The following is a 16,268-nucleotide window of genomic DNA, read 5'->3' on the forward strand; positions in this document are numbered from 1 at the left end:
GTCAGTCGCGTTGCTGCAGCTCCTCGTTTCGTCGAAGAGCTTCTTCGAGCTGGTCCTCGAGGATGATGATCCGACAGGCGGCCTCCAGGGCCATGCCCTGATCGACCATCTCGCGGGCTCGGGCGGCCAGGCGCAGCTGGTAGCGCGAGTAGCGGCGGTGGCCACCGGCGGAGCGCTGCGGGTCGATCAGTTTCGCCTCGTCCAGGCGTCGCAGGAACTCCTGCGAGGTGCCGAGCATCTCGGCGGCCTGGCCGATGGTGTAGGCGGGGTAGTCCTCGTCGCCGAACATGTCTTCGGGGTTTTGCCCCATGTCACCTCCACGTCGAGGGCCCCGGCGCTCGCGCGCCGGGGCCCAGGGTTACGGGTCAGAACACCATGTGCCGACAGGAGCGTCGGCTTGTCGTACCCGCGCCGGCCAGATGTGACGGCGTCGGATGCGGGGATCGCATATGCGTGACCGGAGACCACCTCTCGTTCGATGGAAACTGCGGTGTCCGCCCGGCCTGAGATGACGGCCGAGGACGGGCGATCCAACGGTGTACGCCCTCCCTTTCCTCTTACTTCGCTGTCCTTGCTACGTGCTACTCGCATCGTTCCGCGCCCGTCGTCACCTCACGGCCGGGCGGTCGTCCACGTCTTTGGTTCTCTGCTCTCGACGTGAAGAACGCTACCTCGCGCAGCCGAGGATATCTAGTTCTTCAGCCATAGAATTTCTGGGCGTCAGTCCACAGGCTCAGCCCTGGGATGGGGGCGGCGCGGATTCCACCATCGCGGCGATGAGGGCGGCCACCGGTACGGTGGCGAAGCCGACCCGGGCGTCGCTGGCCCCGTACGGCAGCCACAGCTCGCCGGCGTGGACGAGCCCGCCGCAGGAGTAGACGACGTTGGGCACGTATCCCTCCCGCTCGGCCGCGTCGGGTGCTAGGAGCGCGCCGGGGAGCCGCGCGACCACCCGTTCCGGCCGGTGCAGGTCGAGCAGGAGCGCGCCGATGGCGTACCGGCGCATCGGGCCGACCCCGTGGGTGAGCACGAGCCAGCCGGCGTCGGTTTCGATGGGGGATCCGCAGTTGCCGACCTGGATGAGTTCCCAGCTGTCGCGGGGGCCGTGCAGCGGCACCGGCCCCTGCCAGCGGTTCTCGCCGTCCAGGCAGGTCAGACCGATGGTCTCGCCGTCGGCGCGGCACAGCGCCAGGTGCCGGCCGCCGACGGTACGGGGAAACAGCGCGACGCCCTTGTTGCGGGCGCCCGGCCCGCGCATCGGGGTCGCCTCGAAGCGGCGCAGGTCGGTGCTGGCCAGCGCGCGGGTGGCGATGCGCCGTCCGTCGTAGGCGGTGTAGGTGGCCCGGTACACCGGTCCGGATTCGTCGGTGAACCTGACGAACCGGGCGTCCTCCATGCCGTTGCTCTCCGCCGGGGTGGTCGGCCAGAGCACCCGTTCGTGCAGCGCCGAGTCGGTGGGAAAGGTCGTGGCGTAGCTGGCGGCGTTGGTCCGGCGCAGTTGTTCGAGGGTGCTCAGCCCGGTGCTGCGGGAGAGCAGGTCCAGTGGCAGGTTACCGAGTACCCGCTCGAAGGTGGCCTCGTCGTAGGTCTCGGGGAGGGCGTCCAGCACGGTGGCGGAGACCTCGTTGTCGCAGTCCTCCTCGGCCAGGCCGGCGGCGAGCAGGTCCCGACGGTGCCGTACGCCGACCCGCTGCCCGGCTACCAGGGGCCCGGACCGGTCCGCGACGGTGAGCCGGCTCCCGGGTCCGAGGACCGCGGTGGCGAACCCGATGGACGACACATGGCCCTCGCCGATCTGGCGCAGGCTGACCGCCACGCGTAGCTGCCCGGCGCCCAGACCGGCCTGGTCGGGGTGGGCCACCATCGACGGGTTGCAGAGGGCGGCGGACTCGACCGCGTACTCGTGGCTGAAGTAGGCGCCGACCAGGAGGCGGGTGGTGGGCGGCAGGTCCTGGGCCCGGGCGATGCGGTGCCGGACGAGGTCGTAGTGGTGGTGGAACGTGCGGTCCAGGTCGCGGTGCCGGGCGCCGAAGCGGTCGAAGGTGTCCCGCAGCAGCCGGCCCGTTTCCTCCTCGTCGAGTTGCGCGACGCGGTCGATGAGCGCCCGCGCACGGGTGCGTACCACCGCGGCGTCCTCGCCCGGGACGAAGAGCTTGACGATGACCCGGCGTGGGTCCGGGGTGAGGATGAGGCCCTGCCGGACGGCCAGGATCCCGGTCACGACCACCGCCGGGCGTGCTGCAGGGTGGAGATGAGGGCGAGGGTGGATTCGGCGCCCTGGTTGAGGTTGGGTCCGTGCGCGGTCAGGCCGTCGTAGCCGCCGCCGGTCGCCGGGTCCCACATCCGCGTGCCGACGTCGTTGTCGCCGAGGAACCACCCGACCGCCTGCCGCACGCCGGTCTCCCAGTCGGGGTCGCCGGTGATCGTGGCGGCGGTGGCGCAGGCGTCGGCGAAGGCGGCGGCCTCGATCGGCTGCTGGTCGTGGCGGAGTCGCGCCGCGCCGCGCCGCCACCCGCCGGCGGGCACCACCGAGAGCCGCCCGTCGAGGAGTTGGACGTCGCGCAGCCAGGCCAGCATGCGCAGGCCGTCGTCGAGGGGTGGGCCGCCGTGGCGGAGTTGGCTGGCGGCGATGACGACCTCGGCGAGGGCCGCGTTGGCGTAGGTCAGCTGCTCCCCTGGCCAGGGCCAGCGCGGGTCGGAGCCGGGCGCGCCGACCGTGGTGGCCGCGTCCGCCAGCAGCGCGGCCGCGGCGGCGTGGCCCGGGTGGCGGCGCAGCACCTCGACAGCGCCGAGCCCGGCAAAGGCCATCGCGTGCGGCGCTGGGGAACGCCGCGCGGCGCCCCGGCTGAAGGCGACCAGCGCCTCCTCCCGGATCCAGGCGGCGGGGCTGCGGGCGGCGGCGGTGCCCAACCCCCACAGCGCCCGGCCCCACCAGTCGCCGAGCCCGGGCTCGTCGGTCCAGCGCCGGTCGTGACCGAGCCGGTTGTGGAACGCCCCGCCGGCGTCCTGCGCGTGGGTCAGGAAGGCGAGGTAGCGCTCCGCGAGCCGGAGCACCTCCTCGTCCGGCTCCGGCTCGCGGCTGATGACGACCAGGCCGCGGGCGACGTCGTCGGTGCAGTAGCCGTGCTCGCGGCGGACGATCGCGTGCCGGGCGTGTTCGAACAGGCCGGTGTCGTCGCTCAACCGGGTCAGGTGCGCGAAGCTCGGCCGGGGTGCCGCCGACACACTGCCGCCGGCCGGCGTGCTGGGGCGGCCGGTGGTCGCGGTCACGCCGCGCTGACCGCGGGTGAGCGGGCGGCGGTGAGCCGCTCGGCGAGGGTGCCGTACCGGGTCGCCACCGCCGGCCAGCGCAGGTCCGCGGCCAGCGGTCGGATGCGGCCGGCCAGCCGGGCGGCCAGGCCCGGTTCGGTCAGGACCCGCCGGATCGCCGCGGCCAGCGCCGCCGGATCCTGATGGGGTACGACCAGACCGAGTCCGCCGGTGAGCAGCTCGACGGCGTGCGGGAACGCCGTGGCCACGACGGGCACCCCGGCGGCCACCGCCTCGACGAGCACCCCGGAGGTGACCTGTTCGCGGGAGTCGTAGGGCAGCACGACCACGTCGGCGGAGCGGATCAACCGGCCGAGGGCGAGCTGGTCGTGGTAGACGTCCTGGTAGTCCACGGCGTGCGCGACGCCGAGCTGGGCGCCGAGCCGGTGCAGTCCGGCCCGGTACACCTCGCCCTGGTGTTCGATCACCTTCGGATGGGTCCGCCCCGCCACGGTGTAGGTGGGTGTGGGGTCGAGGTCCTGCAACCGGGCGAGGGCCCGCAACGACCACTCGAGGCCCTTGCCGGGGCCGAGCAGCCCCCAGGTCAGCAGGTGTGGGCGGGTACGGCGGTCGGCGGGTACGCCGACGTGCTCGGCGGCGCCGTGCGGGATGACCGTGACCTTGTCCGGGGTCACGTGGTAGCCGACGAGCAGCCGGTCGCGGGCGGTGTCGGTCATCGTGACGACCGCTCCGGCGGTGGCGACGATCTGCTCCAACAGGGACTTCTGCCGGGCGGACGGCTGGCGGAGCACGGTGTGCAGGACCACGATGCTCGGCACGGTGAGCCGGCGCAGCAGCGGTAGGACGTCCCCGCCGTCGGCACCCGGGTAGATGCCGTACTCGTGCTGGACGACGGCCACGTCGAAGGTGTTCAGGGCGGCAGCGGCGTCCCGCCAGCCGGCCGAGGTGCCCGTCGACCAGGTGTGCACGACGCCGGGCCCGGGCCGCTGGTCGTCACCGCGGTCGGTGACCCGCACGATGCCGCCGCGGGCGCCGTCGGCGGTCAGGTGGGCGGCGAGGGTGGAGTTGAAGGTGGCCAGTCCACACCGGGTTGGTGGGTGGGTGCTGAGGAATCCATAGCTGAGCATGAGTCTCGGGCCTTCCGGTTGTCGGACGCCGCCGCGGTACGGGGCGATCCTCACGCGGTGACGGCGCACGCCGGCCAGCGTGTGTGGCCGGCGGAACGGATTCGAAGGCGAGGGACCTGCCTGGTCAGGAACCGTCGGTCGCTCAGGGTTCAGCGGTGCGGTCGACGGCTGAGCTGGTCGTAGACGGCCAGGTAGTCGGTGACCATCCGGTCCGCGCCGAAGCGCTGCCGGGCCCGCGCCCGGCAGCCGGCCCGGTCGACGTCGGCGATCCGGGTGACCGCGTCGACGGCCTGCTCGACGGTGTGTACGAGGAGTCCGGTCACCCCTTCGTCCACGACCTCCGGCATGGAACCCCGCGCGTACGCGATCACCGGGGTGCCGCAGGCCATCGACTCCACGACCGACAGCCCGAACGGCTCGTCGAAGGCGATCGGGTGCAACAGGGCGGCGCTGGCGCCCAGGACCTCCGCGCGTCGTCGAGGACCCACCGATCCGAGGAAGACGACCTGGTCGCCGTCGATGTGCGGGGCCACCTGTTCGGCGAAGTACCGCTCGTCCTGCACGATGCCGCAGATGGTCAGCGGCCGGCCGGCACGGCGGGCGATCTCGATGGCGGTGTGGGTGCCCTTGTCGGGATGGATCCGGCCGAAGGCGACCAGCCCGGGGCCGGCGTCACGGGCGAACGGCAACCCGGTGAGGTCGACCCCGTGGTGCACCGTGGCGACGTAGTCGAGCCCCTCGATCCGGTCGGCGTCGGATATCGACACGTAGGACGAGCGTGCCCTGCCGTACGCGGGGAGGATGCCCGTGCCGGAGAAGCCGTGGATGGTGGTGAGCAGCGGAGCGTGGCAGTGCTCGGCGAAGGCCAGCGGCAGCCAGTCGAGGTGGTTGTGCACCAGGTCGAACTGCCCTGAGCGGGCCAACGCGTGGGCGACGTGCATCGCCTCCCACACCCGGCCGTCCAGGTCCGGATCCTCGGCGTACCCCCGGGGGCACACACCGTCCAGGGCGGCCGAGGTGACGGAGTCCAGCGTCGCGAAGAGCGTCACGTCCACACCACGGCTGGCCAGCCCCTCGGCGAGCAGGCCGGTCACCTGCTCCCAGGGGCCGTAGTGGTGCGGGGGTGTCCGCCAGGCGATCGGTCCGAGCAGCGCCACCCTCACGGGGACGGCGCGTCGGCCAGGTCAGCCGGGTCGAGATGCAGGGTGGCGAGCAGCCCGACGTGCTTGGCCGGGTCCACCCGATCCGGCAGTTCGCGCTCGACCCAGTCGGCTCGGGCCGGCTGGCCGCGTTCGCGTAGGACGGCGACGATTCGATGCTTGGCGATCCTCATCGGGTGCTCCCTTGTGAAGTTGTCCGGGACGGTCGTGCTCACGGACGCGGTGTGGACGGGCGGGTCGGATCCCACCACCGTCGGGGCCGTGGCGAACCTGTGCCTGCGGTGACCGGGGAATCGTGCGGCCGGGACACGGTCGGCGATCAGCCCGCACGACGAGCACGGTGTCCGGATGGGGATGACGACCGTTCAACGCCCCATGCGGGCTGGTTGGCGACGGCATCTGGCGGTCACCGGGACCCGGGCGACATGTCCACCGTACGCCCCGTGGCCTGGATCGGCACCATCACCGCAGCCGGGGCCTGGCAGAAACCGGCTGCCCGGGATTGCCGGCACATTCCTGCCATCGACCGGACGCCTCCCCGGCGAGGTTCCGGGCGGGCCGTGACCGGGCGGCGCTCGGCGGGTTCCGATCCGTGCGCGAACTGTCGGCGCAAGCGGCCCCTCCCCACGACGGGGAGGGGCCGCTTCCGGATGTCGGTCGGGCACGGGCGTCGGGTTCAGCCGAGGGGCAGCGCGTCCACCCAGTCCTGCCAGGCCTGCTGGGTACGGGCCGGCTCCTGGTGGGCGGCGAAGACGTGGTGGCCGAGGACCAGGACGTCGCCCCGCTCGGCGCCGGAGTGCAGGAACCGGTAGAGCGCGTCGTCGGTGCGGACCCCAAGGTAGGTCGGCAGGCCGGCGAGGTCGACGACGCCCTCGATCGGCGGCAGGCCGTCGACGGTGAGCCGGACGGACTGCCCCTCGGTGACCGGGCCGGCGATACCGAAGGCGCCGGTCACCGCGGCCCAGGCCCGCTCCGGGCCACCGACGGCCGGCCGGAACACCGTGACCGGGGTGCCGGCCCGGCCGGGGAAGTGCGCCAGGTAGGCCGCCAGCGTCCCCAGGTACATGTCCCAACCGACCTTCATCGCCTCGTACTCGGTCTCCCAGTTGTCGCCGAGGACGCCGCTCTGGACCATCCGCAGCACGGTGCCGCCCTGGTCGCGGCCCTCGATGAGGTACTCGATGGCCATGAAGGAGCCGTCCGGGCCGGACTCGCTGCGCTGGGCGAGCCGCTTGCCGGGCTCCCACCCGGTGACCGTCGCCTCGTCGACATGGCCGGCCATCGTCAGCCGGGCCCGTCCGCCCTCGCGCGGCTCCACCTCGCTGCGCCCCATGAACCAGGAGTCGATGCCCGGTCCGGTGGCGATCGCCTCCCACACCTGCTCGGGGGTGGCGGCCAGCTCGACGTCCTTGTGCAGCTCGAAGTGGTGTCCCATGGTGGTGTCCTTCCGGTGTCTGTGGTCTGGTCGTGGTCTGTTTCTGGTCGGGTCAGCGGGCAGCGGTGGGCCGGCGCAGCATCGGCAGCAGCGCGGCGGCCACCACGAGGTGCAGCAGGCAGAGCATGATCCGGGTGTCCACGGTGGCCTGTTCGATGAAGATCGGGACGAAGGAGGCCGCCAGCACCGCGCCGGCCAGCCCGCTCCACACCACCCGGGCGTGCCGGGTGAAGCGCTCCACCAGCGCGAGGGTGCCCCAGCCGAGCAGCGCGAAGAGCAGGCTGAAGATGGCGATCTCCGGCAGGATCAGCTGGTGCGCCTCGGTGGCGCCGGGGTCGGTGAGCCGGAAGTCGGTGCCGGCCGCACGGGCGACCAGGTAGAGCAGGCTGTTCGCCGCCACGGCGGTGCCCAGGGAGCAGGCGCGCTCCCGGCGGCGCCGGGAGGTGGCGCCCAGCGGCGCGGTCCGGACGATGGTCGGGCTGTTCACGGCGGTCATCTCAGGACTCCTCGGACTCGGTGCCGGTGGTGGGGTTGACGCTGGGATGCAGGGCGAGGATCACCCGATGCTCGCGGCCGCCGGGGGCCCGCTCGTCGTGGTAGCGACCGACCAGTGCGGCGACCGTGGACGCCAGCTCCTCGGCGAATGCCGCCCGGTCCCGCGCGGAAGCGAACCGGACGGTGGCGTCGACGGCGAAGGTCGCCACCGGCTTCCTCGCCCGGTCGGCGCCGGTGATGAGCGCGCCCACGTCCTGCACGAGCCGGGCGGCGACGGCGAGCAGCCAGCGCGCCGAGAGCCGGTCGGGCGACGACGACGGATCGGGCCGTACGGCGGCGAGGGCGGCGGGCGAGATCACGTACGACGCCGCGGTGGCCCGCATGACCCGCTCGGTGACGTTGCCCTTGCGGCGCTCCTCCACCAGCTCGATCAGGCCGTGCTGCTCCAGGGCCCGGAGGTGGTAGTTGACCTTCTGCCGGGGCAGACCGACGCGGGCGGCGAGCATCGTGGCCGAGGCGGGTTCGGCGAGGGCGGCCAGCAGCCGGGCTCGCATCGGGTCCAGCGACGCCTCGGCCGCCGCCGGATCCTCGATCACTGCGATGTCGAACATGCCTTGACTCTCGCACCGACAACTTTTCTTGTCAAGACAAATCTAACTTTCGGTTTCCTCCGGGCCCGGGCCGAACCGGGCGCCCCTTGTGATGAGAAAAGTTATGGTTCGCGGGTGTACGACCGAAAGGACACCGTCGCGGCGCTCAAGGCCGACCCCGCCACGGCGGCCCTGCGCCGGTCCCTCGATCTCGCCTACGCTGATCCCGCCCGGGCGGCGGCCATGGACGCGTTCTACGCCCCGTTCGTCCGGGCCGGCGACCTGGTCCTCGACGTCGGGGCACACGTGGGCGACCGGGTCCGCAGCTTCCGTCGGCTGGGCGGGCGGGTCGTGGCCCTGGAGCCGCAACCGCTCTGCGTCCGCGCGCTGCGCGCCCTCTACGCCGGCGACGACCGGGTGAGCGTGGTCGAGGCGGCCTGTGGCGCGCGGATCGGCGTGGTGCGGCTGCACGTGAACTCCGCCAACCCCACGGTCTCCACCGCCTCGGCGCACTTCCTCCGCGCGGCCGAGGGTGCCGGCGGGTGGGAGGACGAGACCTGGGACGTCGACCTCGCCGTCACCTCGGTCACCCTCGACTCGCTGATCGAGGAGTACGGCGTACCGGCCTTCACCAAGATCGATGTCGAGGGCTTCGAGGACGAGGTGCTGGCCGGGCTCAGCCGTACCCTGCCCGCACTCTCCTTCGAGTTCACCACCATCGAGCGCACCGTGGCCCGGCGCTGCCTCGACCGGGCCGTCGCCCTCGGATTCCACCACTTCACCGTCGCGCTCGGTGACGAGATGCGCTTCGACCTCCCGGGATGGTCGTCGGCGGCGCGCGTGGCGGCGTACCTGGCCGCGCTGCCCCACGAGGTCAACTCGGGCGACGTCTACTGCCGGCCGTGACCGGCGGGGCGGCACGCCGGGGAAACGGATTCCGCGTGGTCGCCGCCGCCGCGGCTGCGTTACGATGCGACCGCAAGGCGCAGATGGGGACGAGTACCGCAGCACGCAGCCAGGAGCGACCCGGGGGCGGTGGAAGCCCGGGGGTGTTGCGCGGCGGGAAGATCACCCCGGAGCCGTCGGAGGAAAGGCCCGAGGCCGAGTAGAACCGACCGCACCTGAAACGAGAGGGCCGCACGCGGCCAAGGAGGGTGGTACCGCGGGGCCGCTGGCCTCGTCCCTCCGCCGGAGCAACCGCACATGCATCCGACGGAGGAGCGATGTACCGCAGCGTACCGACCCAGGTCGATCTGCCCGGGCTCGAGCACGACGTCCTGCACTTCTGGCACGCCAACAGCATCTTCGCGCGCAGCCTGGAACAGTCCCAGGGCCGCCCGGAGTGGGTCTTCTACGAGGGGCCGCCGACCGCCAACGGCATGCCCGGCGCCCACCACATCGAGGCGCGGGTCTTCAAGGACGTCTTCCCGCGCTACAAGACGATGAAGGGCTTCCACGTCGCCCGGAAGGCCGGCTGGGACTGCCACGGCCTGCCGGTGGAGCTCGCCGTCGAGAAGGAACTCGGCTTCGCCGGCAAGCAGGACATCGAGAAGTTCGGCATCGCGGAGTTCAACGCCCGCTGCCGCGAGTCGGTCACCCGGCACACCGACGCGTTCGCCCGGCTCACCGAGCGGATGGGCTACTGGGTCGACATGGACGACGCGTACCGGACCATGGACCCGGAGTACATCGAGTCCGTCTGGTGGTCGCTCAAGCAGATCTTCGACAAGGGCCTGCTGGTCGAGGACTTCCGGGTCGCGCCGTGGTGCCCCCGGGACGAGACCGGCCTCTCCGATCACGAGCTGGCCCAGGGGTACGAAACGGTCGTCGACCCGTCGGTGTACGTCCGGTTCCCGCTCACCTCCGGCCCGCTGGCCGGCCGCGCCGCGCTGCTGGTCTGGACCACCACCCCGTGGACCCTGCCGTCGAACGTCGCGGTCGCCGTGCACCCCGACGTGACGTACGTGGTGGCCACCGACGGCAACGAGCAGCTGGTCGTGGCGGAGCCGCTGCTGGCCCAGGCGCTCGGCGAGGGTTGGGACCTCACCGGTGAGACGTTCACCGGCAAGGAGCTGGAGCGCTGGAGCTACCGCGCTCCGTTCGACCTGGTCGAGATCGACGACGCGCACATCGTGATCCTCGCGCCGTTCGTCACCACCGACAGCGGCTCCGGCCTGGTCCACCAGGCGCCCGCCTTCGGCGCGGACGACCTGGCCAGCTGCCGGGCGTACGGGCTGCCGATGGTGAACCCGGTGCAGACCAACGGTCGGTTCGCCCCGGAGATCCCGCTGGTCGGCGGGCTGTTCTTCAAGGACGCCGACCGGCCGCTCGTCGAGGACCTCGCCGCCCGTGGGCTGCTCTTCCGCAACGTCCCGTACGAGCACAGCTACCCGCACTGCTGGCGCTGCCACACCGCGCTGATCTACTACGCGCAGCCCTCCTGGTACGTGCGGACCACCGCGGTCCGTGACGCCATGCTGCGCGAGAACGAGCGCACCAACTGGCACCCGGCCACCGTCAAGCACGGCCGGTACGGCGACTGGCTCAACAACAACGTCGACTGGGCGCTGTCCCGGCGGCGCTACTGGGGCACCCCCCTGCCGATCTGGCGCTGCCCGAACGAGCACCTGACCTGCGTCGGCTCGCTGGCCGAGCTGAGCGAGCTGACCGGCTCCGACGTGACCGGGCTCGACCCGCACCGGCCGTTCATCGACGACGTGACCTTCGCCTGCCACTGCGGCGCCCAGGCCCGCCGGGTGCCCGAGGTGATCGACGCCTGGTACGACTCGGGTTCCATGCCGTTCGCCCAGTTCGGCTACCCGTACCGCAACCAGGAGCTGTTCGTCGAGCGCTACCCGGCCCAGTTCATCTCCGAGGCGATCGACCAGACCCGGGGCTGGTTCTACACCCTGATGGCGATCGGCACGCTGGTGTTCGACCGGTCGTCGTACGAGAACGTGGTGTGCCTGGGCCACATCCTGGCCGAGGACGGCCGGAAGATGTCCAAGCACCTGGGCAACATCCTGGAGCCGATCCCGCTGATGGACCAGCACGGCGCGGACGCGGTGCGCTGGTTCATGGCCGCCGTCGGCTCCCCCTGGTCGGCCCGGCGGGTCGGGCACACCGCGCTCCAGGAGGTGGTCCGCAAGATCCTGCTGACCTACTGGAACACGGTCTCCTTCCAGACCCTGTACGGCCGGACCGCCGGCTGGACCCCGTCGGCCGAGGACCCGGCGCCGGCCGACCGGCCGGTGCTCGACCGGTGGGTGCTCTCCGAGCTGAACACGCTGGTGCAGCAGGTCGACGCCGCGATGGCCGGGTTCGACACGCACCAGGCGGGCCGGCTGCTCGCCGCCTTCATCGACGACCTGTCCAACTGGTACGTCCGGCGCAGCCGGCGGCGGTTCTGGCGGGGCGACCGGGCCGCGCTGGCCACCCTGCACGAGGCCCTGCACACCGTCACCCTGCTGCTCGCCCCGCTCACCCCGTTCATCACCGAGCGGGTCTGGCAGGACATGGTCGTGCTGGTGACCCCGGGCGCGCCGCAGTCGGTGCACCTGGCCGCGTACCCGGTCGCCGACGAGTCGCTGATCGACCCGGCGCTGTCCCGGCAGATGGCGGTCGCCCGCCGGCTGGTCGAGCTGGGCCGGGCGGCCCGGGCCGACTCGGGGATGAAGGTCCGCCAGCCGCTCGCCCGCGCGCTCGCCTCGGCCAACGGCTTCGAGGAACTGCCCGCGGATCTGCTGGCCGAGATCGCCGCCGAGCTCAACGTCGGCTCGGTCACCTCGGTCGGCGCGGCCGGCGGCTCGCTGGTGGACACCACCGCCAAGGCCAACTTCCGTACCCTCGGCAAGCGGTTCGGCAAGGCGGTGCAGCAGGTGGCCGCGGCCATCGCCGCGACGGACGCCGCCGCCCTCAAGGACTCCCTGCGGGAGTCCGGGTCCGCGACCGTGCTGGTGGGCGACGAGGCCGTCACCCTCGGCCCGGACGAGGTGGTGGTCGTCGAGACGCCCCGGGAGGGCTGGGCGGTCACCAGCGACGCCGGCGCCACCCTGGCGCTGGACCTGCACCTCACCCCCGAGCTGCGTCGGGCCGGCGTGGCCCGGGACGCCATCCGGCAGATCCAGGAGGCCCGCAAGAGCAGCGGCCTCGAGGTGACCGACCGGATCGTGCTGCGCTACCGGGCCGACCGGGAGGAGACCGCGCTGGCCCTCGCCGAGCACCGGGAACTGGTGGCCGAGGAGGTGCTGGCGGCGGACTGCGCCGACGGGGAGCCGTCGTGGGCCGACCCGGAGCCGTTCACCGACGAGTCGCTCGGCCTGACCTTCTGGATCCGCCGGGCCTGACGTGCAAGTGGCGCCCCGGCCCCGCACGGGCCGGGGCGCCACGCACAGCCAGCGGTCCGCGACCAGGCGCGCTACGCTCGGTCAACGGGCCTGTGCGCCCACGCGGGCGGCCAGCCCGACACGTACGCGGACGTCGTACCGCCCCGGCCGCCGCGATCACCTCGGAAGGCGTGTGTCACGTGACCGAACCGCCTTTCCCTCGGGCCCCGCTCACGGCGGCGGCGCGATGATGCCGGGTCACGTGGTCCCGGCGTCGGACCCGTTCGTCCACACCGCGCTGATCGTCGACTCGGACGACACGGTCCGGACCCGGCTGATCCCGTACCTGCGTCGCTCGCTCGACGCCCGGGAGCGGGTGCTCCTCGTCGTCGGCGGGCAGGTCGAGAGGCTGGTCCGGACGAGCCTCGGGGCGCTGGCCGACCGGCTGGAATGGGGCGGGCACGACACCTTCGGGGTGCGGCTGGGCCTGGCGTACGAGGGGCTTCGCCGGTATCTCGCCGCCCAGCACGCCAGCGGCAACCCGGTCCACGTGATCACCGAACCCGACGTGGTCACCGACGCCCACCCCGGCTCCCCGGACCGGGCCGCCGCGCACCTGTCGTACGAGTCGGCCTGCGCGGACACGTACGCCGGGTACGGCTGCCCGGTCACCTGTCTGTGGGACAGCCGCCGGCACCCGACGCTCGTCATCGAGGGTGTCCGGAGCCTGCACAGCCATGAACTCACCGAGACCGGTCGGGTGCCGAACGCCGCCTTCCTCGCCACCACGGACTACCTCGCGGTGCGCGCCGAGGTGCCGTTGGAGCCGGCCCCGCCGGTGGTGGATCTCGACGTCGGTCTCACCAGCCTCGACGAGCTGGCCCCGCTCCGCGGGGCGCTGCGCGCCTGGGCGGACGAGCGGTCGTTCGACGTCGAGGAGATCGGGGATCTCGTCGTCGCGGTCACCGAGGTCAGCACGAACGCCCTGGTCCACGGGGCACTTCCGGTCCGGCTGCGCTGCTGGTGCCACCGGGACACCCTGATCGCGCAGGTCGACGACGCCGGTGGACGGCGGATCCCACCGGAGGCCGGCTACCGCCACCCGGACGGGGCCGGGAAGGCGGGCGGTCGGGGTCTCTGGCTGGCCCGCCAGCTCGCCGACGTGGTCACCACACACACCGACCGGAGCCGCACCAGCGTACGGCTGCACTTCCCGCCCGCGACCACCCACAGCGGACCCGCCGCCTGACCCGGGCGGCCCCGCTCAGCTGGGCAGTTCCCGCCAGGCCGGATTGCCGCCGCGCCAGGCCCCGGCGAGGATGCTCGCCGCGCTACGGCTCGGGCACTCCTGCACCTTCGACCGGCCGTAGGTGCCGCCGATCTGGGCCTGCACCTCCCAGCGCCGCCCATCCGTGCGGATGTACACGTCGCGTCGCCCTCGGGACGACGCGTCCCCGTTCCACCAGTGTTCCTCGACGATCACAGGCCGACGGTATCTCAACTGGCCCCCGGTCGACACCGCCCGGTAGCCCAGACCAGCGTCGTCGGCCGGTCAGTCACGCTCAGTAGCCGAGCCGTTTCGGGCTCGCGGCCACTCCGAGTGACCAGGGTCACCGTTCGGCGCGCCCCTACCGCTCCCGCCAACCGTGCCGGGGTTCGTAGCCCAGCACCCGGCGGGCCTTGTCGATGGAGAGCAGCGTGGCATTGCCGGACAGCTCCCCGCGGACCGGGACGTCGGGGAAGACCTCGGCGACCAGCTCGGCGGTGGGCCGGGTCATCACGGTGTCGGCGTTGGCGATGACGAAGACGTCCATCCCGGCGGCCGGTTGCTCCAGCGCCCGGCGCACGGCCTGCGCCCCGTCCCGGGCGTCGATGTAGCCCCACAGGTTCCACATCCGCAGCCGGGGGTCGGCGTCGTAGCCGGGGAAGGCCGCGTAGTCGTCGGGCTCCATCACGTTGGAGAAGCGCAGCCCGATCGCCTTGAGCTCGGGGTCCCAGCGGCAGAACTGGGCCACCATCTGCTCTTCCAGGTGCTTGGCCAGCGCGTACGAGGTCTCCGGCCGGGCCGGGTACTCCTCGTCCACCGGCAGGTACGGCGGCGGCGTGTCGAAGGGCAGGCCCAGCAGCGTCTCGCTGGACGCCCACACCACGTTGCGGATGCCGGCCGCCCTGGCCGCCGCGAAGACGTGGTACGTCGCGGTGATGTTGTGGGTGAAGGTGGCCGCGTTCCCGGTGACCCCCGGCCCCGGGATGGCGGCCAGGTGCACCACCGCGTCGAGCCCGGTGTAGCGGCTGTCGATCCCGGTGAACGCCTCCCGCACCTGCCCGTAGTCGCCCAGGTCGATCCGGGTGAACGGGCAGCGCGGCTCGGCGGGCGGCACCTGGTCGAGGTTCACCACCTCGTACCCCTGGTCGGCCAGCTCGCCGACGACGGCCCGGCCGAGCTTGCCGCTGCCTCCGGTGACCGCGACGCGGGTCATGGGCGTACCTCCTTCATCGGGGCTGCTCCGTCCCTTACCCGATGGCCACGCCGCGTACCCGGCCCGCCGGGAGAAGTCGATCACTCGTCGAACGACGACCGGCTCTCCAGCTTCCTGCGCTTCTTCTCCAGCTTGCGCAGCCGGGCCTCCCGGTCGGACGGCCGTCGTTCGATCGACACCCCACCCCAGAACGCCAGCCCGCCGATCGTGACGGTCGGGGCGCCCGGAGCGCCGGCACCGGCCGCGGCGTGGTCGAAGCCGCCCATGATGCCCAGCCCCGTCACGTGCACCGTGGCGTCCTCCGGCACCCAGATCTCGATGCCACCCATGATCGCGATCGCCCGGATATGCACCCCGCCCGCGACGAAGACCGCATCCCGGAGGTCCACCAGCCCACCGCCCCAGAACGCGACGCAGCCGAACTCCCGCCCCACGCTCCACCGGCCGGTGCGCTCGAAGCGGCTCATCACCGCCACGCCGCCGGTCGAGACCGGGGCCAGGCCGTCGTGCGACGCCGCCATCGACACCGGGACCGGCGGCGCCCCGACCGCCGGCAGGTCGTACGTCAGGGGCTCCAGCTCGGCGTACGTCCGGGCGGCGTAGAGCCGGGCCAGCCGCTCGTCCAGCTCGTGCAGGTCCAACCGGCCCTCCCCGGCGGCCTCGCGCAGCACCGCCGCGACCCGCTCCCGGTCCGCGTTGGAGGCGCGCAGCCGCGACGGGGGCAGCGGTTCGGGAAGCAGCTCGCTCACATGGACGAGCGTAGAACAATGACGCACCGCCGGGACCCCCTGTTCGAGCCGGTCGCGGCTCCGGACGTCCGGTCCGACCCGGCACGGTCCTGCTGCCGGTGACCGGGAGCCGCTTAGGAGGGGGCTACCCAGGGTAAGGCGGGATCATGGGACAGTTGCGCACGTCGCCGCCACCGCCGCAGGCCACCGAACTGCGCCGGTGGGAGCTGTCCGATGCGGCCGACCTGCGCGGGCTGCGCGCGTCTCTGCACCAGGCGCTGACCGAGGCGGAGCCCGGCGGCCCCGACGAGCTCGCCGAGGTGCCCGAGCTGGTCCTCCTGGTCGCCACGGAGCTGGCCACCAACGCGCTGAAGCACGGCCGGCCGCCCACCATCGTCCGGCTGATGAGCGACGAGGACCGGTTCGTCCTGGACGTCGCCGACCACGACCTGAGCACCATCCCGGAGCTAGCCCACACCCGCCCCCTCGGCGCCGGCGGCCGGGGACTCCAGATCGCCATGGCGGTCTCCCTCGACGTGGGCTGGTACGCCAGCGAATGCACCAAGAACATCTGGGCCGCCTTCCCCCGCCGCTGACCGCCCACCCACCCGCCGCCCTTCCGGCCCGGCGGGTGGCCGAACAGCAACGCGAAGGCCGG

General features: G+C 72.8%; 16 protein-coding genes. 4 read left to right on the top strand and 12 right to left on the bottom strand.

Going from position 1 to position 16,268, the window contains the following annotated elements:
• Position 1: 1 nt before the first annotated feature.
• From AC5RWQ_RS08910 to AC5RWQ_RS08950, 9 genes are all read right to left on the bottom strand, one after another.
• The gene (locus tag AC5RWQ_RS08910; RefSeq protein WP_494282243.1) at positions 2-310 is read right to left on the bottom strand and encodes a MerR family transcriptional regulator; all 309 of its coding nucleotides are present in this window, start codon (positions 308-310) and stop codon (positions 2-4) included.
• Positions 311-733: 423 nt separating this feature from the next.
• A complete protein-coding gene (locus tag AC5RWQ_RS08915; protein ID WP_494282244.1) occupies positions 734-2,221 on the bottom strand; it encodes a glycoside hydrolase family 130 protein in 1,488 nt (495 codons plus the stop codon).
• Entirely contained in the window at positions 2,218-3,270 is a 1,053-nt protein-coding gene (locus tag AC5RWQ_RS08920) for a glycosyltransferase (protein ID WP_494282245.1), read from the bottom strand. Before AC5RWQ_RS08920 ends, AC5RWQ_RS08915 begins: the two co-directional genes overlap by 4 nt.
• Entirely contained in the window at positions 3,267-4,397 is a 1,131-nt protein-coding gene (locus AC5RWQ_RS08925; protein ID WP_494282246.1) for a glycosyltransferase, read from the bottom strand. The genes AC5RWQ_RS08920 and AC5RWQ_RS08925 overlap by 4 nt, the downstream gene beginning before the upstream one ends.
• Before the next feature lie 149 nt (positions 4,398-4,546).
• Positions 4,547-5,554: a glycosyltransferase family 4 protein gene (locus AC5RWQ_RS08930; protein ID WP_494282247.1), complete on the bottom strand. Its 1,008-nt coding sequence runs from the start codon at positions 5,552-5,554 to the stop codon at positions 4,547-4,549.
• Positions 5,555-5,556: 2 nt separating this feature from the next.
• Positions 5,557-5,730: a hypothetical protein gene (locus tag AC5RWQ_RS08935; protein ID WP_494282248.1), complete on the bottom strand. Its 174-nt coding sequence runs from the start codon at positions 5,728-5,730 to the stop codon at positions 5,557-5,559.
• A gap of 503 nt (positions 5,731-6,233) precedes the next feature.
• Positions 6,234-6,992 (bottom strand): SRPBCC family protein, encoded by a 759-nt coding sequence (locus AC5RWQ_RS08940; protein WP_494282249.1) that lies wholly within the window; start codon positions 6,990-6,992, stop codon positions 6,234-6,236.
• Positions 6,993-7,044: 52 nt separating this feature from the next.
• Positions 7,045-7,488, bottom strand: coding sequence for a DUF6069 family protein (locus AC5RWQ_RS08945; protein ID WP_494282250.1), 444 nt, complete (start codon positions 7,486-7,488; stop codon positions 7,045-7,047).
• Between the two features lies 1 nt (position 7,489).
• The gene (locus AC5RWQ_RS08950) at positions 7,490-8,098 is read right to left on the bottom strand and encodes an ArsR/SmtB family transcription factor (protein ID WP_334488692.1); all 609 of its coding nucleotides are present in this window, start codon (positions 8,096-8,098) and stop codon (positions 7,490-7,492) included.
• A 114-nt stretch (positions 8,099-8,212) separates the two neighbouring features.
• Between AC5RWQ_RS08950 and AC5RWQ_RS08955 the strand changes: the two genes are divergently transcribed.
• From AC5RWQ_RS08955 to AC5RWQ_RS08965, 3 genes are all read left to right on the top strand, one after another.
• Positions 8,213-8,983: an FkbM family methyltransferase gene (locus tag AC5RWQ_RS08955; protein ID WP_494282251.1), complete on the top strand. Its 771-nt coding sequence runs from the start codon at positions 8,213-8,215 to the stop codon at positions 8,981-8,983.
• A gap of 317 nt (positions 8,984-9,300) precedes the next feature.
• The gene (gene ileS, locus AC5RWQ_RS08960) at positions 9,301-12,423 is read left to right on the top strand and encodes an isoleucine--tRNA ligase (RefSeq protein ID WP_494282252.1); all 3,123 of its coding nucleotides are present in this window, start codon (positions 9,301-9,303) and stop codon (positions 12,421-12,423) included.
• Between the two features lie 241 nt (positions 12,424-12,664).
• Positions 12,665-13,651 (top strand): ATP-binding protein, encoded by a 987-nt coding sequence (locus AC5RWQ_RS08965; protein WP_494282253.1) that lies wholly within the window; start codon positions 12,665-12,667, stop codon positions 13,649-13,651.
• A 15-nt stretch (positions 13,652-13,666) separates the two neighbouring features.
• Here the strand turns inward: AC5RWQ_RS08965 and AC5RWQ_RS08970 are convergent, their stop codons facing one another.
• From AC5RWQ_RS08970 to AC5RWQ_RS08980, 3 genes are all read right to left on the bottom strand, one after another.
• Positions 13,667-13,885: a hypothetical protein gene (locus AC5RWQ_RS08970; RefSeq protein ID WP_494282254.1), complete on the bottom strand. Its 219-nt coding sequence runs from the start codon at positions 13,883-13,885 to the stop codon at positions 13,667-13,669.
• A gap of 145 nt (positions 13,886-14,030) precedes the next feature.
• Positions 14,031-14,882, bottom strand: coding sequence for an NAD-dependent epimerase/dehydratase family protein (locus AC5RWQ_RS08975; RefSeq protein ID WP_494282255.1), 852 nt, complete (start codon positions 14,880-14,882; stop codon positions 14,031-14,033).
• Positions 14,883-14,962: 80 nt separating this feature from the next.
• Positions 14,963-15,631, bottom strand: a complete 669-nt coding sequence (locus tag AC5RWQ_RS08980) for a DUF1707 SHOCT-like domain-containing protein (protein WP_494282256.1) — start codon at positions 15,629-15,631, stop codon at positions 14,963-14,965.
• A 146-nt stretch (positions 15,632-15,777) separates the two neighbouring features.
• Here AC5RWQ_RS08980 and AC5RWQ_RS08985 point away from each other — a divergent pair, with 146 nt between their 5' ends.
• Entirely contained in the window at positions 15,778-16,206 is a 429-nt protein-coding gene (locus AC5RWQ_RS08985; protein ID WP_494282257.1) for an ATP-binding protein, read from the top strand.
• Positions 16,207-16,268: the final 62 nt, after the last annotated feature.

The sequence above is a fragment of the Micromonospora sp. BS32 genome (genome assembly GCF_059089345.1).

Excerpts from the sequence above, each read along its gene's own strand:
- AC5RWQ_RS08910 (WP_494282243.1), bottom strand. The coding sequence starts at position 310 with ATGGGGCAAAACCCCGAAGACATGTTCGGCGACGAGGACTACCCCGCC.
- AC5RWQ_RS08925 (WP_494282246.1), bottom strand. The coding sequence starts at position 4,397 with ATGCTCAGCTATGGATTCCTCAGCACCCACCCACCAACCCGGTGTGGA.
- AC5RWQ_RS08935 (WP_494282248.1), bottom strand. The coding sequence starts at position 5,730 with ATGAGGATCGCCAAGCATCGAATCGTCGCCGTCCTACGCGAACGCGGC.
- AC5RWQ_RS08940 (WP_494282249.1), bottom strand. The coding sequence starts at position 6,992 with ATGGGACACCACTTCGAGCTGCACAAGGACGTCGAGCTGGCCGCCACC.
- AC5RWQ_RS08945 (WP_494282250.1), bottom strand. The coding sequence starts at position 7,488 with ATGACCGCCGTGAACAGCCCGACCATCGTCCGGACCGCGCCGCTGGGC.
- AC5RWQ_RS08950 (WP_334488692.1), bottom strand. The coding sequence starts at position 8,098 with ATGTTCGACATCGCAGTGATCGAGGATCCGGCGGCGGCCGAGGCGTCG.
- ileS (WP_494282252.1), top strand. The coding sequence starts at position 9,301 with ATGTACCGCAGCGTACCGACCCAGGTCGATCTGCCCGGGCTCGAGCAC.
- AC5RWQ_RS08975 (WP_494282255.1), bottom strand. The coding sequence starts at position 14,882 with ATGACCCGCGTCGCGGTCACCGGAGGCAGCGGCAAGCTCGGCCGGGCC.
- AC5RWQ_RS08985 (WP_494282257.1), top strand. The coding sequence starts at position 15,778 with ATGGGACAGTTGCGCACGTCGCCGCCACCGCCGCAGGCCACCGAACTG.